20 protein-coding genes and 2 pseudogenes are annotated in these 23,091 nt (G+C 69.5%); 16 read left to right on the top strand and 6 right to left on the bottom strand.

Features of this window, described 5'->3' with window-relative positions:
• Window positions 1-9 precede the first annotated feature (9 nt).
• Window positions 10-564 (top strand): PadR family transcriptional regulator, encoded by a 555-nt coding sequence (locus ACFU8W_RS00955; RefSeq protein WP_266978420.1) that lies wholly within the window; start codon window positions 10-12, stop codon window positions 562-564.
• An 81-nt stretch (window positions 565-645) separates the two neighbouring features.
• Here ACFU8W_RS00955 and ACFU8W_RS00950 read toward each other — a convergent pair whose 3' ends face one another.
• Window positions 646-1,611: a hypothetical protein gene (locus ACFU8W_RS00950; protein ID WP_384031027.1), complete on the bottom strand. Its 966-nt coding sequence runs from the start codon at window positions 1,609-1,611 to the stop codon at window positions 646-648.
• The gene (locus ACFU8W_RS00945; protein ID WP_384031025.1) at window positions 1,608-2,474 is read right to left on the bottom strand and encodes a phosphatase PAP2 family protein; all 867 of its coding nucleotides are present in this window, start codon (window positions 2,472-2,474) and stop codon (window positions 1,608-1,610) included. Before ACFU8W_RS00945 ends, ACFU8W_RS00950 begins: the two co-directional genes overlap by 4 nt.
• 162 nt (window positions 2,475-2,636) lie before the next feature.
• Here ACFU8W_RS00945 and ACFU8W_RS00940 point away from each other — a divergent pair, with 162 nt between their 5' ends.
• The 5 genes from ACFU8W_RS00940 (at window position 2,637) to ACFU8W_RS00920 (ending at window position 8,130) form a co-directional block, all read left to right on the top strand.
• Entirely contained in the window at window positions 2,637-3,266 is a 630-nt protein-coding gene (locus tag ACFU8W_RS00940; protein ID WP_384031023.1) for a TetR/AcrR family transcriptional regulator, read from the top strand.
• Between the two features lie 318 nt (window positions 3,267-3,584).
• Window positions 3,585-4,598: an SPFH domain-containing protein gene (locus ACFU8W_RS00935; RefSeq protein ID WP_384031021.1), complete on the top strand. Its 1,014-nt coding sequence runs from the start codon at window positions 3,585-3,587 to the stop codon at window positions 4,596-4,598.
• A complete protein-coding gene (locus ACFU8W_RS00930) occupies window positions 4,595-5,494 on the top strand; it encodes a hypothetical protein (protein ID WP_384031019.1) in 900 nt (299 codons plus the stop codon). Before ACFU8W_RS00935 ends, ACFU8W_RS00930 begins: the two co-directional genes overlap by 4 nt.
• Before the next feature lie 606 nt (window positions 5,495-6,100).
• Window positions 6,101-6,763: a response regulator transcription factor gene (locus ACFU8W_RS00925; protein WP_345515819.1), complete on the top strand. Its 663-nt coding sequence runs from the start codon at window positions 6,101-6,103 to the stop codon at window positions 6,761-6,763.
• Entirely contained in the window at window positions 6,760-8,130 is a 1,371-nt protein-coding gene (locus ACFU8W_RS00920; RefSeq protein ID WP_384031017.1) for a sensor histidine kinase, read from the top strand. Before ACFU8W_RS00925 ends, ACFU8W_RS00920 begins: the two co-directional genes overlap by 4 nt.
• Here the strand turns inward: ACFU8W_RS00920 and ACFU8W_RS00915 are convergent.
• Window positions 8,111-8,920 carry a hypothetical protein gene (locus ACFU8W_RS00915; RefSeq protein ID WP_384031015.1) on the bottom strand — a complete coding sequence of 270 codons (810 nt, stop codon included), beginning with the start codon at window positions 8,918-8,920 and terminating at the stop codon, window positions 8,111-8,113. The genes ACFU8W_RS00920 and ACFU8W_RS00915 overlap by 20 nt on opposite strands.
• 60 nt (window positions 8,921-8,980) lie before the next feature.
• Here ACFU8W_RS00915 and ACFU8W_RS00910 point away from each other — a divergent pair.
• Both ACFU8W_RS00910 and ACFU8W_RS00905 read left to right on the top strand, forming a co-directional pair.
• Window positions 8,981-9,190, top strand: a pseudogene (locus ACFU8W_RS00910) (HAD family hydrolase); the annotation flags it as partial.
• Between the two features lie 90 nt (window positions 9,191-9,280).
• Complete coding sequence (locus tag ACFU8W_RS00905) at window positions 9,281-9,700, top strand: transposase (RefSeq protein WP_384032018.1); 420 nt, start codon at window positions 9,281-9,283, stop codon at window positions 9,698-9,700.
• Between the two features lie 67 nt (window positions 9,701-9,767).
• On the opposite strand, the gene ACFU8W_RS00900 is transcribed toward ACFU8W_RS00905, so the two are convergent.
• Window positions 9,768-10,448 (bottom strand): HAD family hydrolase, encoded by a 681-nt coding sequence (locus tag ACFU8W_RS00900; protein WP_384031013.1) that lies wholly within the window; start codon window positions 10,446-10,448, stop codon window positions 9,768-9,770.
• Window positions 10,449-10,557: 109 nt separating this feature from the next.
• Here ACFU8W_RS00900 and ACFU8W_RS00895 point away from each other — a divergent pair.
• The 3 genes and pseudogenes from ACFU8W_RS00895 to ACFU8W_RS00885 form a co-directional block, all read left to right on the top strand.
• A pseudogene (locus ACFU8W_RS00895) lies at window positions 10,558-11,023 on the top strand (transposase); the annotation flags it as partial.
• A gap of 190 nt (window positions 11,024-11,213) precedes the next feature.
• Window positions 11,214-12,212 (top strand): acetylxylan esterase, encoded by a 999-nt coding sequence (locus ACFU8W_RS00890; protein ID WP_384031011.1) that lies wholly within the window; start codon window positions 11,214-11,216, stop codon window positions 12,210-12,212.
• Between the two features lie 252 nt (window positions 12,213-12,464).
• A complete protein-coding gene (locus ACFU8W_RS00885; RefSeq protein WP_384031009.1) occupies window positions 12,465-13,253 on the top strand; it encodes an IclR family transcriptional regulator in 789 nt (262 codons plus the stop codon).
• A gap of 63 nt (window positions 13,254-13,316) precedes the next feature.
• On the opposite strand, the gene ACFU8W_RS00880 is transcribed toward ACFU8W_RS00885, so the two are convergent.
• Entirely contained in the window at window positions 13,317-15,605 is a 2,289-nt protein-coding gene (locus tag ACFU8W_RS00880; RefSeq protein WP_384031007.1) for an FAD-dependent oxidoreductase, read from the bottom strand.
• A 341-nt stretch (window positions 15,606-15,946) separates the two neighbouring features.
• On the opposite strand from ACFU8W_RS00880, the gene ACFU8W_RS00875 reads away from it, so the two are divergent.
• From ACFU8W_RS00875 to ACFU8W_RS00860, 4 genes are all read left to right on the top strand, one after another.
• The gene (locus ACFU8W_RS00875) at window positions 15,947-16,873 is read left to right on the top strand and encodes a carbohydrate ABC transporter permease (protein ID WP_384031005.1); all 927 of its coding nucleotides are present in this window, start codon (window positions 15,947-15,949) and stop codon (window positions 16,871-16,873) included.
• Entirely contained in the window at window positions 16,873-17,793 is a 921-nt protein-coding gene (locus ACFU8W_RS00870) for a carbohydrate ABC transporter permease (protein WP_384031003.1), read from the top strand. Before ACFU8W_RS00875 ends, ACFU8W_RS00870 begins: the two co-directional genes overlap by 1 nt.
• Before the next feature lie 64 nt (window positions 17,794-17,857).
• Window positions 17,858-19,159 (top strand): extracellular solute-binding protein, encoded by a 1,302-nt coding sequence (locus ACFU8W_RS00865; protein WP_384031001.1) that lies wholly within the window; start codon window positions 17,858-17,860, stop codon window positions 19,157-19,159.
• A 153-nt stretch (window positions 19,160-19,312) separates the two neighbouring features.
• Window positions 19,313-20,617 carry a BNR-4 repeat-containing protein gene (locus tag ACFU8W_RS00860; protein WP_384030999.1) on the top strand — a complete coding sequence of 435 codons (1,305 nt, stop codon included), beginning with the start codon at window positions 19,313-19,315 and terminating at the stop codon, window positions 20,615-20,617.
• A gap of 66 nt (window positions 20,618-20,683) precedes the next feature.
• On the opposite strand, the gene ACFU8W_RS00855 is transcribed toward ACFU8W_RS00860, so the two are convergent.
• Window positions 20,684-21,493, bottom strand: coding sequence for a ribonuclease activity regulator RraA (locus ACFU8W_RS00855; RefSeq protein WP_384030997.1), 810 nt, complete (start codon window positions 21,491-21,493; stop codon window positions 20,684-20,686).
• A gap of 109 nt (window positions 21,494-21,602) precedes the next feature.
• On the opposite strand from ACFU8W_RS00855, the gene ACFU8W_RS00850 reads away from it, so the two are divergent.
• On the top strand, window positions 21,603-22,862 hold the full coding sequence (locus ACFU8W_RS00850; protein ID WP_384030995.1) for an alpha-L-fucosidase: 1,260 nt from the start codon (window positions 21,603-21,605) through the stop codon (window positions 22,860-22,862).
• The last annotated feature ends 229 nt before the right edge of the window (window positions 22,863-23,091 follow it).

Below are 23,091 nucleotides of genomic sequence, written 5' to 3'. Positions count from 1 at the left end.
ATGCTCTCCATGTCACTCCCGCACGCGATCCTCACCGCCCTGCTCGAAAAGCCGTCGTCGGGGCTGGAGCTGACCCGCAGGTTCGACCGGTCGATCGGCTACTTCTGGTCGTCCACGCACCAGCAGATCTATCGCGAGCTGGGAAAGCTGGAGCAGGCCGGGCAGATCCGGGCCCTGCCGTCGGCGCAGCCGGCCCGTGGGCAGAAGAAGGAGTACGAGGTCCTGCCCGCCGGCCGCGCGGCACTGTCCGCGTGGGTAGCGCTCCGGGAGGACCCGAAGCAGATCCGCGATCCGCTCCTGCTGCGGATGCGCGCGGCGGCGGTGGTCGGCGCACCGGGCCTGGACGCGGAACTACGCCGCCACCTGGAGCTGCACCGGAAGCAGCTGGCCGAGTATCTGGCGATCGAGGAGCGGGACTTCCCGCCGGAGCGGAACTCGGAGGAGGACCGGCTGCGGCATCTCGTACTCCGCGGCGGCATCGATCTGGAGAACTTCTGGATCGGCTGGCTGACACGGGCTCTGGACGGGATCCCGGCCACCGGGTCGAGCCCGTCGGCGGGGTAGGGGGATCTCCCCCGTGCCTTTGGGGTCATGGGGGAGATCGAGGAGGAAACAGCCACCGGATGCCCCTCGGCGCCGGTCCTCCTAGGGACCGCCGACGGGTGTCCTGCCGAGTTCCGGACGCAGCGTCAGCTGATCCGTCGTCCGGGCACTGCCGATCACGACCCGCGACGGCACACTCGGCGCAGGCTCCGACTCGATCCTGGCCCGGTACGCCGACGCCGTCGTCCCCTCCTGCGCCCGGCTGAGCAGTATGACTCCCCGCACCGCCGCCGCCGACCCCAGCAGCGCCGGGACCAGCGCGATCGTCCCGCCCTGGAGGCGTTCGCCGAGCAGCGCCAGACCTATCGTCGCGGCGGCAACGGGATTGGCGAGGGTCACGACCGCGAGCGGCGCGCCGAGACCACCCTGGTAGGCGGTCTGCGAGAGCAGCAGGCCTCCCATCGCGAAGGCCGAGACGAGCAGCGCCACTGTCACCAGGCGCCAGCTGAACAACGAGCCGGTGTGGTCCGTGACCGCCACCGTCAGTGTCTGGGTGAGCGCCGAGGCGACACCCGACGTGATGCCGGACGCCGCAGCGTGCCTCAGTCCGGGGCGGGCCCCGGGTCGGCTGAGTCCGGCGACGACCGCCATGGTCGCCGCACCGACCGCGAGCGCCTCGACCAGGCTCAGCGTCTCGTGCGGTGCGGAGCCGCCCGCTGTCAACAGCAGGGCGCCCAGGCCGAGCAGGGTGAGGATCGTGCCGTGCCACTCGGTCCCGGTCACCCGGCGCCCGGCGGCGCGCGCACCCAACGGCACGGCGGCGACCAGCGTCAGTGCGCCCAGCGGTTGGACGAGGGTGAGGGGCCCGTACTTCAGCGCCGCGACATGCAGCAGCGCGCCACCGGCGTTCAGTCCGACCGCCGACCACCATGCCCCGCGCCCGAGCATCCGGAGCACCCCGGTGCCCGGATCGGTGCGTCCGGCGAGCCGGGCCTGAGCCACCGCCGCCGAGGCGTACGCGGCGGCGGAGACCAGGGAGAGGGCGACGGCGATCAGCGTGGCGTTCATGGCCGGCCCCCGGACGACGAGGCGTACGCCTGGGAGGCGGCCGGGTCGGGAACACGGGACATCGGCAGCGCGGCACGGGCGAGTTCCGGCTCGCCCCCTGCGTCGGAGGGCCACGGCAGATGCCGTCGGACCGGCTCCGTCCGCTGGAGTCGCAGCGTCGCGAGAGCGACGGCCAGCAGCGCGCTGACGACGATCGAGTCGAGCCAGTAGTGGTTGGCGGTGCCGACTATGACCAGCAGGGTGACGAGCGGGTGCAGCAGCCACAGCCACCGCCACCGCGAGTGCGTCGCGACGATCAGTCCGACGGCGACCATCAGCGCCCAGCCGAAGTGCAGCGAGGGCATCGCGGCGAACTGGTTCGCCATCGAGTCGGTCGCCGGGGTGTCTCCGTACACCGTCGGCCCGTACACCTGACCGGTGTCGACGAGTCCGGCGGCGGCAAGCATCCGCGGCGGGGCGAGCGGGAACAGCAGGTGGAGCGCGAGCGCGGCGCCGGTGAGCACGGCGAGGATCCGGCGCGACCAGACGTAATGGCGCGGGCGACGCCAATACAGCCAGGCCAGGAAGAGCAGCGTGGCCGGGAAGTGCACGGTCGCGTAGTAGGTGTTCGCCAGGCGGATCAGCGTCTCGCTGTGCAGCAGCGCGCCTTGCACGGCGCCCTCGCCCGGCAGGTGCACCGCGCGTTCGAAGTCCCAGACGTGTCCGGCGTTGCGGTACGCCTCCTCGACGTGACCGTTCGCGGCCTGCCGCCCGAACTTGTAGATCGCGAAGAGCCCTACGACGAGAAGGAGCTCGCGGACGAGGGGCGGTCGGGCAGAAGTGTCCGGCTCCCGATCTGCGGGCTCGCTGCGGGCGTACATCACCCGGTGCCCCTTTGCTGACGAAGCGCTGTTACGGCGGCATGGTCCAGTCCATGCCGTATCGATACGCCAGTGTACCGATACGTTCGCGTATCGGTACACGCGCGTTTCGGTACACTGGCGTATCGGAAGACCTCGTCGCACAGCCGCAGAGAGGGAAAGCACATGTCGTCGCACGATTCCGTGCAGGAACAGGCCCACGCTCCGCGCCGCTCGAAGATCACGCCGGAGCGGGCGCAGGAGTTCTACACGGCTGTGCTCGACCTGCTCAGGGAGAGCGGATACGAATCGCTCACCATGGAGGGGGTCGCTTCCCGCACCCGATGCGGGAAGTCCACTCTCTACCGACAGTGGGGCTCCAAGACCGAGCTGGTCGTCGCGGCGCTGCACAGCACCCGACGGATGGCGCTCTCGCACATCGACACGGGCTCGCTCGCCGGCGACCTGCGCGAGGCGGCCCAGGCCATCGGCGCGGGCTCCGGACGCGACACCCCGCTGATGCACGCACTGAGCCATGCCGCGCTGCAGAGCCCGGAACTGCTCTGTGCGCTGCGCGAGGCGCTGATCGTGCCGGAACTCGCAGCCCTCGACGCCATGCTCCAGCGAGCCATGGAGCGTGGCGAGATCCCCAGGGACAACCCGGCGGCGGAGTTCGTCTCCGCACAGCTGCTGGGCGTGATGCGGGCCAGGCCGCTGCTGGAGGCGAAGATCGCCGATGCGGCGTATCTCACCCGCTTCGTGGAGAGCGCCATTTTCCCCGCACTGGGACTGGACCCGGCCGACACCGGGTCCTGATGAACGTGGGCCGTCGTCCGAGCGGATGACGAGGGTCCGCCTGCGCCGCACCGTGGGGACGGGGGCGGCGCACCGTCCGGCCGGCCGGTGACTTCTTCGGGAGTCACCGGCCGCCCGTGCTTCCGGGACTCCACCGGATAGACCCTGTCGCCACCGAGGCGGTCGGGCCGAGTGCGTGGGTGTCGGCACCCTTGCCGCGGATCCCGGCGCGGCACCGACGGCCGGGCGGGTGCGCGCCCGGCCGACCGTTCTCGTCCCCTTGACGATATCAGCCGACCCCCCTTATCGTCCCTGTGACGACAATGAGGGGGTTCCGACATGGCCGACATCACCAAGCGGTTCGGCTGGCGCCATCTGCGCTCCGCACCCACCGCCCACATCCGCCACCACAACCGCGGCCGGCTCACGCACGACGGACCGGGACTGAGCTTCTGGTACCGGTCGCTGCACGCCGCACTCTCCGAAGTGCCGGTCAACGACCGCGAGTTGGCGATGGCTTTCCACGCACGCACGTCCGACTTCCAGGACGTCACCGTGCAGGCCACCGTGACGTACCGGATCAGCGACCCCGCCGAGGCTGCCGCCCGACTCGACTTCTCCGTCGACCCCGACACCGGCGTCTGGCGCGGTGCGCCGTTGGAGCAGATCGCCACTCTCCTCACCGAGACCGCCCAGCAGCACACACTCGACGTACTGGCCCGCACCCCGCTGGCCGGCGCGCTGGTCGACGGGGTCGCCGCGGTACGGGAACGGGTCGCCGAGGGACTGGCCGCCGAGCCCCGGCTACCGGCCACCGGCATCGATGTGGTGGCGGTGCGCGTCGTCGCGATCCGCCCGGAGGCAGAGGTGGAGCGCGCACTGCGCACCCCCGCCCGGGAGCAGATCCAGCAGGAGGCCGACCGGGCGACGTACGAGCGCCGGGCGGTGGCCGTCGAGCGCGAGCGGACCATCGCGGAGAACGAACTGGCCAGCCAGATCGAACTCGCTCGCCGCGAGGAGCAGTTGGTCGAGCAGCGCGGTACCAATACCCGGCGCGAGGCGGAGGAGAATGCGGCAGCCGACGGGGTACGCGCACAGGCCGAGGCGGCGCGCAAGGTGCGGCTCGCCCGGGCCGAGGCAGAGGCCGCACGCGCGGTCGGTGCCGCGCGCGCCGAGTCGCAGGCGGCCTGGCTGCGGGTGCACGGCGAAGTGAACGCCTCGACGCTGCACGCCCTGGCCGCCACCCGGCTCGCCGAGAACCTGCCGCGCATCGACAGCCTCACGCTCTCCCCCGATGTCCTCACCGACCTGCTTGCCAAGCTCGGCCGGCCCGGGCCGGAGACACGCGCGTGAGCCTCGCCCCGCGCGCGGTGCTCGTGCACCGCACCACCGAGTACGAGGAGTTGCTCGCCCGGCACGGCACACACGGCCAGGCCGCGTTCTTCCTGTCCACCCGCGGCCGCTCCATCGAGGAGGTGGCGCGGCGGCACGGGCGGACGCAGCAGGCGCTCGCCGATGTGGCGGCGGCCGTACCGCTCCAGTGGCGCCGGTCGCGGGTCGAGCGCGCGGATCTCGACCGCTTCCTCTTCGGTCCGGAGGACGTGGTGGTCGTGGTCGGACAGGACGGGCTGGTCGCCAACGTCGCCAAATATCTCTCCGGCCAGCCCGTCGTGGGCATCGACACCGATCCCGGACGCAATCCGGGCGTACTGGTGCGCCACCGCGCGGGCGACGCGGCCGCACTGGTCCGGGCAGCCGCATCGCCCGGCGCGACAACGGACGATCTCACCATGGTCGAGGCCGTCGCCGACGACACCCAGCGCCTCCTCGCCCTCAATGAGATCTATCTGGGCCCGCCCGGCCACCAGACGGCGCGATACCGTCTCGGCCCCGACGCCCCGGACTCCCCCGCCGAACCACAGGCGTCCTCCGGGGTCCTGGTCGGCACCGGCACCGGCTCCACAGGCTGGCTGCGCTCACTGTGGCAGGAGCGCGGGAGCACACTGTCGCTGCCGCATCCGACCGACCTCCGGCTGGTCTGGTTCGTACGTGAAGCGTGGCCTTCGCCCACGACCGGTACCTCGCTGGTGGCGGGAGAACTGAGGCGCCAACAGCGGCTGCGCCTCACGGTCGAGTCGGACCGGGTGGTGGTCTTCGGTGACGGAATGGAGTCCGACGCACTGGAGTTGACGTGGGGTCAGACGGTGCGGCTCGGCGTCGCGGCAACCTCGCTGCGGCTGACGGTCTGAGCACGCACCGTGCACTCGGCACCCGCCCATGGGCGCCTTCGAATCGGGCTGAGTCACCGTTCCTAGCCAGTGTGCGTGAGTGAGTCCTGGACCCACTGTTGCGTACCGGGCGCATCTCACCGAGGAGCAGTGGCGGGGCAGGCAGCTTGTTGCCGACCTCGCCGTCCGGGGTGACACGGATGGTCTCGTTTGTGCACACCGTCCGCAAACCCGACCCCACAAAGCGGCACACGAAGAAGACAGCCACTCCACGTCCCCGCCGCACAGGTTAAAGATCAAGCTAAGAGCTGTCCCGTAATCCCCGGCGGGCGCACGGCGCCGGCTACGGCACCGCGCTGCATTGTCGAAATGCCCGAATACCCCCAGTATGAGGACGGCCCTCCGCCTTGCGATGCCCAGCAGTGCGAGCCACGCCGTGCACCTGTCGCGGATCACCACTCTGCGAGGACACGGCCACCGTCTGGAAACCGACGGTGCCGGTCACGGTCACCGCCACAGCCACGGCGGCGCATGCGCCCGCCTCTTTCGTCTACAGTCCTGTAGACGAAAGTGCCGCGACCGGGCTGCGGGCCCCGACAGGAGGACTCGACTGCCGTGACGGAACTTCTGCAACGCCGCGTCCTGGTCGTCGAGGACGACCACGGGCTGCGCGACGTGCTCGCCCGCGGACTGCGCGAGGAGAACTTCGCCGTCGTGACCGCAGCCAGCGGTGCCGGCGCCCTGCGCACCCTCGACGATCGAGTGGATGCCGTCGTCCTCGACATCGGGCTGCCCGACTCGGACGGCCGGGACGTGTGCCAGGCCATGCGTTCGGCGGGGCTGCAGGCCCCGGTGGTTTTCCTCACCGCACACGACACGCTCACCGACCGGCTCTCGGGCTTCTCGGCGGGCGGCGACGACTACCTCGCCAAACCCTTCCACCTGGCCGAGCTGGCCGCCCGGATCCGCGCGGCGCTGCGCCGCGCCGGACCGGACCCCGTGGTCGAGCTGGCGGAACTCCGGCTCGATCCCGTACGCCACCTCCTGGAGGTGCGCGGCAAGCCGGTGGCGCTCACTCCCACCGAGTTCCGCCTGCTGGCCGCACTGATGGCGGCACCCGGAACCACCGTACGCAGACGGGAACTGCTGCGCGCGGCCTGGCCCGACGGGGCTCAGGTCAGCGACAACACGCTCGACCAGTACCTGACCCGGCTGCGCCGGAAGCTGCGCGAGGCGAACAGCCCGCAGGAGATCAGCACGGTACGAGGCGTCGGGTACCGCCTCATATGAGGCGGCTCCGCGTCATCGGACGCCTCCGCACCGCGCTGCCCCGCACCCTGCGGGGACGCCTCGCCCTGCTCGCCCTGGCCTCCGCCACCGCCTGGGTCGCCGCGCTCACCGTCGCGTTCAACATCGTCCTCGCCGGACGGCTGAGCAGCCAGGCCACCGACCTGCTGCAGACCCGTGCCGCGGCGGTGGCCGCCACCGTCGAAGCGAGCCCGGACGGCAGGATCGTCGTCCACGAACCGGCCGACGACCGAGCCCTGGATGTCGGCACGTGGATCTACTGCGGCAGCACGGCCGTCGAACGGCCGAGCGCGCCCGCCGCGCTCCAGCGGCAGGCGGACGGGCTCACCGGCCAGGGGAGCCGATACCAGGATTCGGGCGGCAGGAATGCCTCCCGCCTCTACGCCCTGCCGGTGCGCGCGGGCCACCGGCAGACCGGCACCGTCGTCGTCGCCGTCTCCCTCGACCCGTACCGCAGCACCGCCCGCGCCGCCCTCGCCGGTTCGGCAGTCCTCGGGCTGCTGCTCCTGGCCGGGGTGTACCTACTCACCCGCACCATCGTCGGACGAGCCCTGCACCCCGTCACCGAGATGAGCACCCGGGCGGCCCGCTGGAGTGAGCTCGGCGCCGCGGAACGCTTCGGCGCCGGCCACCGCCCGGACGAGCTCGCCTCGCTCGCCACCAACCTCGACGAGCTCCTGGACCGGCTGGCCGCCGTACTGCGCCACGAACAGCTCCGGACCGCCGAGCTCTCGCACGAGCTGCGCACCCCGCTGGCCCGCATCGTGGCCGAGACCGACTGGCTCACCGCCCGGCCACGGGACGCGGCCGGGCAGCACGCCTCCCACGAGGCGATCGCTGCCGCCGCCACGAGCATGCGGCACATCTGCGACACCCTGCTGTCCGAAGCCCGCGCCCGCACCGAGCAGCCGCCCGGCCGCTGCCGACTGCCCGAATGGGCCCAGCACGTGGCCGAGCAGTATGCGCAGCAGCACCCCGACGCCCCGCCACTGTCCGTACGGGGCGGCGCCGCCGTCACCGCAGGGGTCTCCCCCGCGCTCGTGGAACGCATGCTCATGCCCCTGCTCGACAATGCCCGCCGCTACGCCGCCACCGCCATCACCCTGACGTACGCCCAGACCCCGGCCGGTGTCGAGCTCGCCGTGACCGACGACGGCCCGGGTGTGCCCGCGGAGTCCGGCCCGGAGATCTTCGAGCCGGGCCGCCGCGCCGACCCGGAGGACGGTCATGACGGGGCCGGTCTCGGGCTTGCCCTGGCCCGGCGGCTGGCCCGCGCGTCCGGCGGCGACATCGAGTGGGATCCGACCGCCGCCGGAGCACGGTTCGTGGTCAGCCTTCCGACGGGCTGACGGGAGCGGGGGTCGCGTCCCGTCGGGTCACCGTCAGATAGCTGACCAGGGCCAGGATCAGGACAAGGAAGATCGCGCTGGTGCCGACCGTACCGAGACCGAGACCTCCGTCGGCGCGCGCCTGGGAGAGATAATCGCCGAACGAGGCGCCCAGCGGGCGGGTGAGGATGTACGCGATCCAGAACGCCGGGACGGCGGCGAGGCCGAGCCCGTAGTGGGCGGCGGCCACGGCCGCGATGAGCACGGCGAACAGCACTGCGGACACCCAGTACCCGAGGTCCATCCGCTCCGCCGTGAGGTCGCCCGCCGAGGTGCCGAGAGCGAACGTGAAGAGGATCGCCGCCCAGTAGAACGCCTCGCGGCGGACCGTGTGAATGGAGTGGATGGAGAGCGTCCGCTCGCTCCAGTACCAGGCGGCGAACACTGCGACGAGCACCACGGCGAAGACGGCCGTCGTCGTCTCCAGCGCCACTCCGAAGTTGTCTGTGAGGTTGTCGCTCACCAGCGTGCCGACCACGCTGATCAGCACCACGGCAAGCCAGTAGAGCCCCGGGACGTACTTCTTGGCTCGGAACTGGAACCAGAGCGTGCCGATCAGCAGCACGGCCATGACCAGCGACGTGTTCGTCAGCCCCAGACCGAGGTTCTCATTGAGGAGATCGGCGGCGGTCTCGCCCACCGTCGTGCACAGCACCTTGATCACCCAGAAGTACACCGTGACTTCGGGAACCTTGTTCAGCATCTGCCGAGCCCCGGCACGTACCGGAAACGCAGCTGTTTCGTTCGTCATGACCGGTGAGGCTGGCACGGCGAACCTGAACACATCCTGACTGCTTCTCCGCAGTTGGCTGAGGCAGTGTGCGCCCGAGACGCCGACAAACTGCAATGCATGATCCAAGGCATCGAGTACAAGGCGCAGGGCTACGAGAACGCCCAGCGGTGAATCGACAACAGCCGCGGGCGCCTCACCACGAAGACCGCGAACGAGCTCGCCGACGCAGTCCTGCAGAGCGGATCGCTGGACTGGCTACGCATCGCGCTCGGCGAAAAGCAAAGCTGACCGCTGCTCGCCGGTGGGCCCCTCCCGTTCGACGAGGCGGGGCCCTTCGCCTCCGTGGGCACCTGCACGTATCCAGTCATGTGAGAACACATCTCGGGCGAGCGGTCCCGCCTGATCTACGCGGTCCGTGAGTACAGCGGGCGCAAAGGTCAACCGAAGGGATTCGGCTGGCGCGACTTCCGCGACCTGTTGGTGCGTGCCCGTATCCAGCTCGGCGGCCCGATCATGCTGGTCCGGGACAACGTCCGCATCCACCTGACCGCACCGCTACGCGAATTCATCGCCGCGAACGCCGACTGGCTCATCGTGTTCCAGCTGCCCACCTACGCGCCTGACCTGAACCCGCAGGAAGGCGTGTGGTCCCTGGTGGGGCGCAACCTCGTTAACCTCGCCGCCGCCGACCTGGGCCAGATCACCCAGGCCGTCAAGCGCAAGCTCAAGATTCTGCAGTGCCGGACCCACGTCATTGACGGCTGTCTCGCCGGTACCGGTCCGGACCTCTACGGCTGACCCGAGCCGGGCTACCGCAATTCCGTCGCCGCGCTGCGACCAACCCAGGAAGACCGTGCCGGATGTGTCAGAAGAAATGCAGGAGTTCCGTCAGGGAGGTTATGGAAGGCACGTCCGGGACGGCCGTGTCGCGGCACAGCGCACGTCCTGCATAGCCGAGTCGGACAGCCGCGGCGACCAGGTCCGGATCGTCATCAACGAACAGGCACTGCGCAGGAGCGAGGTCCAGCGCGGCGCTGGCGTGGTGGTACATGCGCGGGTCCGGCTTGTTGCAGCCGAGGACGGCGGAGATTGCATACGCCTCGAAGAACCGGTGGATCCCGAGTCCGGCGTGGAGGTCGGGCAAATCGGGCCAGGCATCCGACACCACGGCCATCCGCACCCCTCGTCGGCTCAGTTCCTCCAGGGTCTCCTCGACGTCCGGGTACGTCTCCAGGAACACGGTCGGGGGCACTTCGCGGCGCAAGTCGGCGAGGAGTTGCGAGGTCGGCTCCACGCCGAGGTGGTGGAGCATCACTCGGTGGTAGTCGTCGTAGTCGGGCGTCGATGACGAGGTGGCGAAGAAGTGGTCGCCCGCGCTGATGGCCGCGGCGAACTGCTCCGGTGTGATCGACGGGGCGTGGGCGAGGACGGTCTGCTCGAAGTCCGCTCTCGGGTTCCAACGGCCACCGATCGGCTGCATCAACACGCCGCCTGAGTCGAAGAGAACGGCACGGAGATTGTCGGGAGAGGCTGGTGGTGTCGTCACCCGCCCAGTCTGGTGAACGGACGCCCGCTGGTCGCCCCCCCTTCGAGCCGGACACCAGCACCACACCCGCGCCGGTCGGACCGACATCACGAATTCAAGTTCAGCAGCCGCGACCTGTTGCAAGGCGCAGGTGAATCACCGTATTGTCTCGCAGGCGATGATCATCGCGACGGGGATTCCGCCGGCGGGCACCGCGAGATCCTCGGGCTGATGGTCGGCGACAGCGAGCCGAAGCCGTTTTGCACCGAGTTCCTGCGCCGTCTGCGGGCCCGCGGCCTGGACCACGTCCACCTGGTGATCTGCGACTCGCACAGCGGCCTGGTGGCCGCTTCCATCCGCACGATCTTCGCCCAGGCCGTCCGCAATCAGCTGAACGTGGTGGGCGACATGCTCGCACGGCAGTTTTCCCCTCGGTCAAGGCCATGCTGCTGGAGGCAGCCGGAGACATCACAGCGTTCGCGTACTTCCCACCCGCGCACTGGAAGAAAATCTGGTCGACGAATCCACTGGAGCGCCTGAACCGGGAGATCAAACGACGGACCGACGTCGTCCAGGTCTTCCCCAACCCCGCCGCCCCTGGACCGACTCGCCGCCGCCCTGATCGACACAGCTGCCGTGACTGCACCGCCCAGAGGGACGTGACCGTTGAGTCGGCAGGTCAAGCCCGTACCGGGGGCTCAGCGTCGGCAGGACAGGGCACGTCATGTCGAGAGCTGTTCCCGGAAGGGCGTGCTGGTCACTTCGCAGACCGAACAAGGAGAGATCTTGCCCACCCATCCGCTCACGTCAGACGGCAGTGAACTCAGCTCGCTTCAGCATGATTTGCCGTTCGACCCCACCTACGGCCACGACCTGCCGCGCCTCCTTGCGGCGGGGGCTCCGCCAGGGCCGGACGGCTTCGCCGACTTCTGGCAGGAGCGCTACGCGAGTGCGCTACGCGTCGACCCGGCGCCTCGGATCGAGGGACCTTGGGCCACGGTGGACGGTGTGCGGGTCGCCGACGTCTCGTACACATCCGCCGACGGCGTCCGCATCGGCGGGTGGCTGACCGTCCCTGCCGATGGCCGCGTTACGCAGGGCTGTGTGGCAACACACGGATACGGAGGCCGGGCTGCCCCGGACCCCCGGCAACCCCCGCCGGGGACTGCGACCATCTGGCCCTGCCTGCGCGGGCTCGGAACGCGGAGCCTGCTGCCCGGCGTTCCCTCGGACTCGGCGGGGCACGTTCTGCACGGCATCGGCGCCCGGGAGTCGTACCTCATCGGCGGGTGCGTGGCGGATGTCTGGTGTGCGGCCACCGCACTGCTGCGGCTGGTGCCGGAGGCTGCCGGGCGGCTGACGTACCTGGGCACGAGTTTCGGCGGCGGCATCGGGGCGTTGGCGCTCCCCTGGGACGACCGTTTCCATGCCGCCGGCCTTACGGTGCCGACCTTCGGAAACCATCCGCTCCGGGTGACACTGCCGTGCACGGGCAGCGGAGAGTCGGTGCGTACGCGGCTCGCCGAGGACCCCTCGGTGCTGGACGTCCTGGCGTACTTCGACGCCGCGACAGCGGCCCGGCACCTTCACATCCCAGTGCATGTGGGTGCCGCCCTGTTCGATCCGGCGGTACCCCCACCGGGGCAGTTCGCGGTGCACAACGCACTGGCCGGGGCGCGCGAACTCTTCGTTCTGCGGGCGGGGCACTTCGACCACCCGGACGAGCAGGCCGAAACGGCGGCCCTGGAAGAGGTCCAGCGACGCTTTCTGTCGGGGGCGGACTGAGTGGTGGTATCGCGCCCTGCCGCTTGACCGCCTCCCGCGCGGACGCGGTTACGGGGCTCGGCAAAGTCGGCGTGACAGCGGTGAGGGGCAGCTCAGACTGCCCGGTGAATGCCGGCAGTTCCGCGACGTCACCCGCGTCCGGCCCGGGTGACGTCGCGGAACTGCCACTGTCGCTGATTTCAGGTACGGGCGTCGATCATGCGCGATATGCTGATGCAGATTGTGCAAGCGATTTGCAAAACGAGGAGGGTCATGGCTACGCGGGCGACTGATGTCGGGACGAACCAGAGCGTCGAACGAGCGGTCTCGGTGCTGCGCGCGCTCGACTCCGGTCGGGCCGAACTCCGTGTCTCCGACGTCGCCGAGCTCACCGGACTGGGCTCGTCGACCACCTCTCGCCTGCTGTCCACCCTGGAACGCCTCGACATGGTGGAACGCGATCCGGTCAGCAACCTCTACCGGCTCAGCCTCGGCCTCCTCCCCCTCGCCGCCACCGCCACCAATCGCCACCCTGTGCACCGGGCCGCCCGCATGGTGCTCCAGGACCTCGCCACCCGCACCGGGCTCGGGGCCAACGTGGCCGTACGCCGCGGTACCGAGCTGATGTTCCTGTGCAATTTCGAGGGCATGCGCGCCCCCAAGTCCTATACGCAGGCCGGACACACCGCCCCGCTGCATGCCACGAGCATCGGCAAATGTCTGCTCACCGGTCTCGCCCCCAAAGAGCGTCGCAAACTGCTGGGAGAACCTCTCGACGCGCACACCGAGTACACGACCACCAGTCACGACCTCCTCGACACCGAGATCGACACCGTCCGGCGCACCGGTTACGCCGTCGAAGCCGAGGAGCGCGCCCTGGGCCGCGCGTCCCTGGCCGCGCCCGTCCGCGACGCTTCGGGGGACGTCGTCGCCGCCATCTCCCTGTGGGGCCCGACCTCGCTGCTGGGGGACCGCTCCGATACCGAGGGGCAGCGCCTCGCCCTCGTACGCGAGGTCATCGAGGCCGCCGACGCCATCAGTCAGGCACTTGGCGCGCTCTGACATACATGGCGAAGGGGTCCGGTGGAGGCTGATCAGCCTCCACCGGACCCCTTCGCCATGTGGCTATGCGCCGTACGCCTTGAAGGCGATCACGTGCGCGTGCCGTGCCCCGTGCGTCGCGTCGACCACGAGCCGTAGTGCGTCGGTGCGTACGGGGCTGCCGTCCGCGGCCTTCAGTTCGTGTACACGGTGGCGGCGTCGGTTGTCCGTCACCGTCAGGAGTGTGTGCCAGGTACCGGCGGCGTCGCGGCTCTGGATGCGGTAGTCGCGTACGAGTTCAGGCATGACCTCGTACGGGGTTCGGTGGCGGTGCAGGTTGTTGAGGTATTCGTCGACGTCGTCGTCGAACACCAGGCGCGTTTCGGTGAGTTCTTGCTCGTATTGCCAGTCGAGACGGAGCCACTCAGCGGCGCCCTCCCCCGCGGAGGACCACATGTGCGGGCCGCCGTAGGGGCGTTGGTATCCGCCTACGGCCCGTTCGGGGTGGAATGCCGTGGTGTCGGGGGCCGCCCGAAAGGCGAAGGTCTGGCGGCGCAGACCGCGGGCCTGCCATTCCAGGACCAGTTGTCCGTCTTCTTCCGGGATGTCGTGGTCGACGGCCGCGTCTCCCTCGGCCTTCCTGCGCAGGGCGAGGACACCGTCGGTGCGTTCGGGGAGGAGGATCAGGGCCGTTTCCGCGCAGGCTCGGACGATGAGGATCGCGTTCCGGGGGGTGTCGGGGTGGTGGTCAAGGCGGGCCGTGACCCAGTGGGGGCCTTCGGACGGGACGGTGACAGTGGTCGTGAGGAGGTGGTCGGCGGGGACCGCGTTTTCGGGGTGGCCCGTGCTCCACAGTTCCACGGTGAGTTCGCGGGACCGGCCGTTCGGGGCGCCGTGGACGAGGAGGTCGACCGTGTCGAGTGCCGGGTCGACCGGAAGCAGGAGGGCCAGGTCGCGGGTGAGGGGGTACGGGGTGCCGGGCGCGGCCGGTGTGGGTTCGGCGGCCAGACGGGTCAGGTGGGAGGAGGCGGTGACGCGGGCCGTGCGCGCCAGGTTGTCGGGGTCGTCGTCGGCGAAGCCGATCACGGAGGCGTCCTGTCGCAGCAGGGTGTGACGTACCAGTTCCGGTCGTTTGGTGGCGAGTTCTCGCGGCGTGAGGCCCTCGGCGACGCACAGGGCCGCGGCGGTGCCCGCAGCCTCGCCGAGTGTCGCGCAGGTGGCCATGACGCGGGTGGCCCCGAAGGCGATGTGTGTGGCGGAGATGTTGCGCCCGGCGAAGTGCAGGTTCGTGACGTTCGCCGAGTACAGGGAGCGCAACGGGATGTGGAAGATGCCGTCCGCGTATCGCTGGCGGGCGCCGGGCTCGTCGGCGTACATGCCCTGCACGGGGTGGAGGTCGACGGACCAACCGCCGAAGGCGATCCGGTCGGCGAACTGACGCTGCTGAAGGATGTCCTGCTGAGTGAGGACGTAGTCGCCGAGGAAGCGGCGGTACTCGCGCTTGCCGGGGAGACTGCCGACCCATTCCAGGGTGAGGTTCGCCGCGTCGGGGAACTGGCCGGAGTTCTTGATGTGGTCCCAGACGCCCATGATCACGGCCTGGAGCTCGTCGCGGATGCGCTCGTTGTCGTGGACGGTGTCGAGTTCGCCGCCCCACTCGATCCACCAGTAGTCGCAGCCGTTGTCCCCGGTGCGCAGGATGCGGTTGCGCAGGATGGGCGTGGTCGACAGGTCCTTGGCGTAGGCGGGCGGTACGAACTTCGTCGGCCGACCCGTGTCCCTGGTCTGGAAGAGGATCGTCGAGCCGAGCAGCGCCCGGTCCGCCTCGGCCGGCGCCCAGGGCTCGTCGAACTCGGTCTGTGCCTCGCGGCCTATGCGGTAGCGGGCGCCGGCGAGGTGGCCGAGCAGGCCGTCACCGGTGCAGTCGAGGAACTGGCGCGCATGGAAGGTGATGCGGCGCTCCGAGCCCACCATCCAGCCGGTACAGGAGTGCACCTCGCGGCTGTCGTCGGGGCCGCTCGCGTCGACCTCGCGTACGTCGGTGTTGAGGTAGAGATCGATGTTCGGTTCGGCACGGACGGCGTCGAGGACGACCTGGTCCCAGTAGTAGGGGTTGCCCTCGGGGTTGCGGTACTGGTTCTCGGTGTACAGCTCGCCCATGATTCCGGTCTCGCGGGCCCAGCGGTGTACGCCGTGTGCGGTGGCGCCGCAGACCCAGACGCGGATCTCGCTGCTGGCGTTGCCGCCCAGGACGGGCCGGTTGTTGACCAGGGCGACGCGTCGGCCGAGCCGGGCCGCGGCGATGGCCGCGCAGGTCCCCGCCAATCCGCCGCCGATCACGGCGATGTCGTAATGGACCTCTTCTTCCCGCACGGTGCGGCCTCCTTGGTGTGAAGCTCGGATACTCCCCGCCGCAGCGGAGCGGCCTTGAACGTACATCACATCCATATTGTGCAACTACTGTTCAGGCAGTGGGATTCGTTGTAAGTTCCGGTTACGGCCACCGACCTGGCTGTCGCGAGCCGAAGTTCAAGTTCCGAGCAGGTGGGGCGAGTTCGCCGGCCCTGCACAGAACCGGCGATTCACCGACCAAGGGTTGACGCCATCGCACGATATGGAGAACGATCCCGCATGCTGCAACTTGTATTCAATGGAGCATGGATGGCGTTCACACAGGGCCCCGGCGCTCCCGCCCCGTTTGAGAGGACACACCCATGAGTACGGCCGCACCTCCCCAGAAGGCGCCCCCGCCCCGTCGGCGGACCGGCGGACGGCTCTCCAACGGTGCGTTCGCCCTGCTGCTGACCGCACCGGGACTCGCCCTGTTCGCGGCGATCATCGTCTACCCGCTGCTGTCGGCGCTGTTCACCGGCTTCTTCAAGCAGGATCTGCGGCTGCCGGGCCGGGAGTTCGTCGGCCTGGACAACTTCACATACTGGCTGGACGGCGACTTCCTCACGATCCTCAAGCAGACGCTGATCTTCACCGTCGGCGCGACGCTCGTCCCCTTCGCGCTCGGCTTCGCGCTCGCGCTCGCGCTGAACACCGGCCTCAAGGGCAGCGGCTTCCTGCGCGGCTTGTTCCTGTTCCCCTGGGTGATCCCGGGCGTGGTGGTCTCCTTCCTCTGGATGTGGATCTTCAACGCAAACTACGGGGTGCTCAACGGCGTCCTCATGAAGACCGGAATCATCGACGAGTCCGTCGCCTGGCTCGGCCGGCCCGGCACCGCGATGCTCGCCGTCATCGTCACCAAGGCCTGGGCCAGCTTCCCCTGGATGATGGTGATGCTCCTGGCCGGTCTGCAGACCGTGCCCAGGGAGCTGCACGAGGCGGCCTCGATGGACGGGGCGGGCTCGATCCGGCGCTTCTTCGCCGTCACCTGGCCGCAGGTCCGCGGTGTCGCCTCGATTGTGCTCCTGCTGGAGTTCATCTGGAACTTCCAGCACTTCGACACCATCTACGTCCTCACCGGCGGCGGACCGGCCGGCACCACCGAGACGTTCGCGACCGCCGTGTACCAGACCGCCTTCAAGGGCTTCGACATCGGCCGGGCCACCGCGCTGGGCGGTCTGTGGATGCTGCTCCTGCTGCTCCTCGTCGCCGTCTACCTCAGGATCACCGAGCGGAAGGGCGACGCCTGATGACCTCCACCACCTCCACCGCGCTGTCCGCCGTCGACCGGCCGCGGCCGTCCGCCACGCGGGCTGGGTGCAGCGCTCGGCGCCGTATACGCAAGGACCTGCTGCGCTCGCGGATCGCCGCCTGGAGTGCGGTTGTCGTCATCGGCGCCTTCGGTCTGCTGCCGGTCTACTGGCTGCTCGCCACCGCGCTGAGCACCCCCGAGTCGACCTTCCAGTTCCCGCCGAGGCTGATACCCACCGATCTCACCCTCAGCAACTTCACGGCCCTCGCCGAGAACGACCAGCTGATCAAGTACATGATCAACTCGCTTGTCGTGGCCTCGATCACCGCCGTGCTGAGCGTGGTCGTCGCCACGTACATGGGCTACTCGTTCTCCAAGTTCCGCTACCGCGGGCGCCGGTCGCTGATGCACCTGGTGCTGGCCTCCCAGATGTTCCCCCAGGCGCTCCTGCTGGTGACGCTGTACACCGTCTTCTCCAGCTTCGGCATGCTCAACACGTACACCGCCCTGGTGCTCTCCTTCACCACGTTCACCATGCCGCTGTGCGTCTGGATGCTGAAGGGCATCTTCGACACCATCCCGGACGCCCTGCTGGAGGCGGCTTCCATCGACGGCGCGTCCCGGTGGCGGACGCTGCACTCCATCGTGGCGCCGCTGGCCGCGCCCGGGATGATCGCCGCCGGGCTCTTCGCCTTCGTACGCGGCTGGAACGACTTCATCTTCGCGCTGACCCTGGCCGACAAGGAGAAGCAGACCCTGCCTCCCGGCCTCGTCTCCACCTACATCGGCGAATTCCAGACCGCCTGGCCCCAGTTGATGGCGGCCTCGCTCATCGTGTCCATCCCGGTGGTCGTCGCCTTCATGTTCCTGCAGCGCTACCTCGTCGGCGGCATGACCGCCGGTTCGGTCAAGAGCTGAACCCGCGGGATCAGCCCGCGCCCTCACGTACCTCCCCTCCCGCTTACTCCCCCATGGAGAGATCATGACCACCTCTGGCATCAGTCGGCGCGGCGCGCTGCGCATGTTCGGCATCGGCGCGCTCGGTGTGGCCGGCGCCGGTGTCCTCGGCGCCTGTGCACCGTCCGGCGCCGGCAGCACGTCCAACGGCGGCGACCCGAAGTCCAAGAACTTCGACTTCACCTCCTGGTCGCTCAACGAGGAGGCCGCCAAGCCCTCGATCGAGAAGATCATCGCGGCATGGGAGAAGGCCGAGAAGTCCACGATCCGCACGGTCTCGTACCCGTACAACGAGTACCTGAGCCAGCTCACCCTCAAGCTGGGCGGCGGGGAGACGACGGGTGCGGTGCACCTCGACATCGCCTGGCTCGCCGCGATGGCGCAGATGGGCAAGCTGGCCGACCTCGGATCGGTGGCCGGCAAGGGCGGCTACACCGACGTGGCGCTGAACAGCGGCAAGTACGACGGCAAGCAGTACGGGCTGCCGTGGAACACCGGATCGATCGGTGTGATCGCCAACTCCCAGCTCCTGGAGAAGGCCGAGATCAAGAAACACCCCACCACCATTGAGGAGTTCGAGGCCGCACTGCGGGAGCTGAAGGGGCTCGGCGGCGGTGTCGTACCGTATGCCGCTGCCACCAAGGTCGCGCAGCTCAAGGACATCTTCCCGTGGATGCAGACCTTCGGCTGCAAGCTGCTCGACGGTGGGAAGGTCACGATAGGCGACGACGCCTCGATCGACGCGGTCACCTGGTACAAGAAGCTGCACGACGAGAAGCTGATCGCCGCCGACGTGGACCGCTTCGACGCGCGCGCCCTGTTCGGGCAGGGCAAGGCCGCCTTCTACGACGACGCGATCATCGGCAAGGGCGTGACCTCCGCCCAGTCCAAGGACAAGACGCTGGCCAACGCCATGCAGCCGATGGAGCGTCCGGTGCTCAAGGCCGGGGACACGCCGCAGGCGCTGCTGTGGGGCGGCGTGATCGCAATCGTGAAGGGCAAGGGGCAGGACGCGGCGACCGAGTTCGCGCTGCACACCACCACCGACCAGGCCACCACCTCCGAGTACTTCGCCGCGCGCGCACTGCCGCCGTCCACCACCGCGGGTCTGGCCGCCCCGGAGGTCGCCAAGGACACCTTCACCACGGAGTGGACCGAGAAGATCACCAAGACGGCGACCGGCAGCCCGTTCTGGAAGTTCGCGCAGAATGCCCAGATCGAGGAGGCCGTCGCCAAGCAGGTGCAGGCCGTCCTCGTCGGAAAGTCGAAGCCGAAGGACGCGATGAAGCAGGCCGGCGAGGAGGCCGCCGCGCTCATCAAGCGCTGAGGCCGAGCGCTGCAGTCCGGGCCAGACGAACGTCGCACGAACCTCGCCTGGCCCTGCTCCGTACCGCGCACGACGACCGCGCCGGCCGGCCCTCGGGCCGCTGCCGTCCGCGTCACCTCCACGCCCGCGCACGCACCCGCGAAGGAGCTCATCTTGCGACGTCCCACGGTACGCACGTACACCGCCTCGGCCACGGCCCTGGCCGCCCTGCTCTCGCCCGTCCCGGCCGCCCGGGCCGACACCGCGCAGAGCAGGGCAGCCGCGGCGGCGGTGACCGAGAAGGTCCCGTACGCGATGGACTCGTCGAACCAGGCCGCTTGGTGGACGCCGGTCGCCACGTACAAGGGACGCGGCCAGTACACGTACTTCGCCTTCAACGAGCCGGGCTCGACGGCCGCCACGCACCGGCCCGCCATCGCGCGGCGCGACCCGGACGGGGTCTGGAGTCTGCTGCCGCTGCTCGACCGGAGCGGGGCGCAGGCGGAGTTCCCTGACGACAACGGCCACAACCAGCCGTCCATCGCGCGGGACGGCAACGGACGTCTGCATGTGTTCGCCTCCATGCACGCCGACGCCTGGCGGTACTTCCGTACCGAGGCCCCCGGCAGGGACGTCACCGACCATGCGGCCGAACTGCCCGACCAGGGCCAGGGCATCACCTATCCGATCGTCGCCACGGCGCCCAATGGCGATCTGTACCTGGCCGCCCGTGTCGGCGCCGGCGCCGATCAGCGCCCCGGAAAGCTCTACCGCTGGGACAACGCAGGGGCGCGCTGGAGCGTTGTTGCCACGTTCGCCGGCGCGCTGAACCGCTCCGTGTACCCCGACGACCTGACGGTCGACAGCGAGGGGCGTGTGCACCTGCTGTACGAGTGGGCCAAGGCGCCGGCGACCGCGTTCCGCCACCAGCTCTCCTACCTGCGCTTCGACCCGGCGACCGGCGCCTTCGCCGACAGTACGGGTGCGGCGCTCACCGTCCCGGTGACGCCCGACACCTCCGACGTGATCCAGCAGCTGACCACCGGCGAGGAGTGGAGCATCGACAACGCGTACGCCGGTCCTGCGGTGCAGAGCGCCAAGCTCACCCTCGACGGCTCCACCCCGAAGGTCGCCTACCGCTACCGCTCGGCCGACAGCGGCGGCAACTTCCGCGTGTACTACGCCTATCCGAGCGGCAGCGACTGGGTCAGCAAGACCGTGTACGCCGGCGGACAGACCGCAGCCGCCCTCGGCATCACCTGGGACGAGGTGGACACCAAGCGGATCTACTACGTGACCACCTCGGGCACCGACCGGGTCTTTGCCGCGACGCAGTCGGCGGACGGGGCCTGGACCGCGCAGTCCGCCGCGCCGGGCGTGAGCGCGGACCGGCTCGCGGTGCGGCGGGACTCGGACGGTCACGACGTGCTCTATCTTCCGGACACCGTGCACAACTCCCTCTACTACGGATTCCGTTGAGGCCGGTGCGCCGCCTGCTCCATCTGTACGGGGACGAAGCCGTCCCCGTACAGAACCTGCAAGCGGTCAGGTCGCGGGCCTGCTCGCCAGGTACTCGTCCAGCCCTTCACCGGTGAGCGGGTAGTAGTCGGAGAGCAGGCCGCCCTCGTCGAGGCGGCGGCGTGCGAACGCCTCACGGTCCTGGTGCAGGAGCGATTCCTCGGCCAGCGGGACCGCACAGTCCTGCGGTACGACCACGGCGCCGTCCTCGTCGGCCACGATCAGGTCCCCCGGCGTGACCAATGTGCCGCCGACACCCACCGGCACATTGAACGCGGACGGGAAGAGCTCCGTCTGCGAGGCGTAGTGCGGGGTGACTCCGGTACACCAGATCGGCACGCCGAGGGCCCGGATCCGGGCCGCGTCCCGCACCCGCCCGTCCACAACGATCCCGGCGCCACCGCGCAGCTTGAAGTAGCGCACCAGCATGTCGCCAAGACAGCCGGTGAAGTGGCTCGCCTGCGCCGAGATCACCAGCACATCGCCGGGTGTGATCGACTCCAGCACCCCCCACAGCGGGGTCTTGCGCTCGATGTCCTCCTGTGCGGCACCGTTGAAGACGTCCTCGCGCTGCGGCAGGAACTGCAGGGTCACCGCGCCTCCGGTGATCTTGACGTCCGGTTCCTGGTGCAGCGGCACGGGCCCGTCGATGAAGGTCCGGGTGATGCCCATCTGGTGCAGCTTCGCGCAGGCGGTCGCCGCGCTCACATCCTCAAGTGCCTCCACCATCCTCCGTGTCGGCCGCCGGAACGACGAGGTGTGGACCGGAGACCGCATCGACTCGTAGGTCAGGGTCTCCTCCGCCGTCGACGTTCCTTGATCCCTGCTCGGGTTCATTCACGTGCCTCTCCGCGCGCTCCCCGCACGCAACGCCAGTGACATCATCGTCTATCGATGGTAGATAACCTCCTATCGATTAGTGCTGTCAATCCGTCAGGAGTCTTCCGTGCCCACTGCATCCGGCGGGTGGTTCGAGACCGCGCGCTTCGGACTGTTCGTTCACTTCGGCCTGTACAGCCTCGCCGCGAGGCACGAATGGGTACGCAGCCGGGAGGCCATGTCCCAGGCGGCATACGACCGTTACCTGGAGCAGTTCGACCCCGACCTCTTCGACGCGCGGGAACTCGCCCGGGCGGCAAGGCAAGCAGGGATGCGCTATGCCGTGCTCACCGCCAAGCACCACGACGGATTCTGCCTCTTCGACTCGTCGCTGACCGACTACACCTCGGTGCGCGTGGCCGGCCGGGACCTGGTGGCCGAGTTCGTGGAGGCGATGCGCGCCGAGGGCCTGCGGGTCGGCCTCTACTACTCACTCCTCGACTGGCACCATCCCGGCTTCCCGGTCGACGAGCACCATCCGCTGCGCGGCTCGGAGGGTGGGCGGGAGGCGGAGGACCTGGCGCGCTACCGGTCGTACATGCAAGGCCAGATACGTGAGTTGCTCACCGGCTACGGACAGGTCGACCTGCTCTTCTTCGACTTCACGTATCCAGGTATGGGGCCGGAGCAGTGGGGGGCGAAAGAGCTCATCGAAACGGTCCGTGAGCTGCAGCCCGACACCCTCGTGAACGACCGGCTGGGCGTACCCGGTGGCTATGTGACGCCCGAGCAGTACCAGCCCGACCGGCCGCTGGAGCGCGACGGCGTGCCGGTGCTGTGGGAGGCATGCCATACGCTCAACGGGTCCTGGGGCTACGACCGCGACAACCACGACTACAAGGACCCGTCCCAGTTGGTCCGCATGCTGGTCCAGTCCGTTTCCTGTGGCGGAAATCTGATCCTCAACGTCGGCCCCACCGGGCGGGGTTCGCTCGATCAGCGGGCACGCGACACCCTGCGTGCCATCGGAGAGTGGAGCGCCCTGCACGCCCGCGCCGTACACGGCGCGGGACCCTCTTCCTTCCGGCCGCCGACGAGCGCCCTGTACACGCAGCGCGGCCGCCGCCTTTATCTGCACCTGCTCGCCTGGCCGTTCAACCACCTTCATCTCCCTGGCCTGGCCGGGCGGGTGCGCTATGCCCAACTGCTGTACGACGGCTCGGAGATCGCCTTCCACGAGGTCGACGGCGCCCGCCACGAACACAACAACCTGGCCCCGCCGAGCCAGCCGCCGGGCACCCTGACCCTGACCCTGCCCACCTCGCGGCCCGACGTACTGCTGCCCGTGGTCGAACTCTTTTTGGAGGACGAGGAGTTGCATCCATGACAGGGCCGACGAGTGAACGCCTGGCCCCCGTGAGGGAATCGCCTACTGGTGGGTGAGGGCCTGCCACGTCCTGGAGATCCTGGACCTCCTCGCGCAGACCGGCGGCGACGCGCTCGACGCGCGTGACCTGCCGCTGAGGTGCGCGGCTCGGGCAGTGGGAGAACGGGAGCAAGCGGTTTCGGCAGCACCCTTGAACATGCGGGATGCCGCCCATAGCATCAGTAATCGA

Source organism: Streptomyces sp. NPDC057565 (genome assembly GCF_042801455.1).
GTDB classification, from domain to species: domain Bacteria; phylum Actinomycetota; class Actinomycetes; order Streptomycetales; family Streptomycetaceae; genus Streptomyces; species Streptomyces yanii.
Note: the sequence above shows the minus strand (reverse complement) of the source record. Positions and strands in the feature narration are given on the sequence as shown.

What these genes read in the sequence shown, in the direction of transcription:
- ACFU8W_RS00955 (WP_266978420.1), top strand. Translation starts at nt 10, where the DNA reads ATGTCACTCCCGCACGCGATCCTCACCGCCCTGCTCGAAAAGCCGTCG.
- ACFU8W_RS00950 (WP_384031027.1), bottom strand. Translation starts at nt 1,611, where the DNA reads ATGAACGCCACGCTGATCGCCGTCGCCCTCTCCCTGGTCTCCGCCGCC.
- ACFU8W_RS00940 (WP_384031023.1), top strand. Translation starts at nt 2,637, where the DNA reads ATGTCGTCGCACGATTCCGTGCAGGAACAGGCCCACGCTCCGCGCCGC.
- ACFU8W_RS00935 (WP_384031021.1), top strand. Translation starts at nt 3,585, where the DNA reads ATGGCCGACATCACCAAGCGGTTCGGCTGGCGCCATCTGCGCTCCGCA.
- ACFU8W_RS00920 (WP_384031017.1), top strand. Translation starts at nt 6,760, where the DNA reads ATGAGGCGGCTCCGCGTCATCGGACGCCTCCGCACCGCGCTGCCCCGC.
- ACFU8W_RS00915 (WP_384031015.1), bottom strand. Translation starts at nt 8,920, where the DNA reads ATGACGAACGAAACAGCTGCGTTTCCGGTACGTGCCGGGGCTCGGCAG.
- ACFU8W_RS00885 (WP_384031009.1), top strand. Translation starts at nt 12,465, where the DNA reads ATGGCTACGCGGGCGACTGATGTCGGGACGAACCAGAGCGTCGAACGA.
- ACFU8W_RS00875 (WP_384031005.1), top strand. Translation starts at nt 15,947, where the DNA reads ATGAGTACGGCCGCACCTCCCCAGAAGGCGCCCCCGCCCCGTCGGCGG.
- ACFU8W_RS00870 (WP_384031003.1), top strand. Translation starts at nt 16,873, where the DNA reads ATGACCTCCACCACCTCCACCGCGCTGTCCGCCGTCGACCGGCCGCGG.
- ACFU8W_RS00865 (WP_384031001.1), top strand. Translation starts at nt 17,858, where the DNA reads ATGACCACCTCTGGCATCAGTCGGCGCGGCGCGCTGCGCATGTTCGGC.
- ACFU8W_RS00855 (WP_384030997.1), bottom strand. Translation starts at nt 21,493, where the DNA reads ATGAACCCGAGCAGGGATCAAGGAACGTCGACGGCGGAGGAGACCCTG.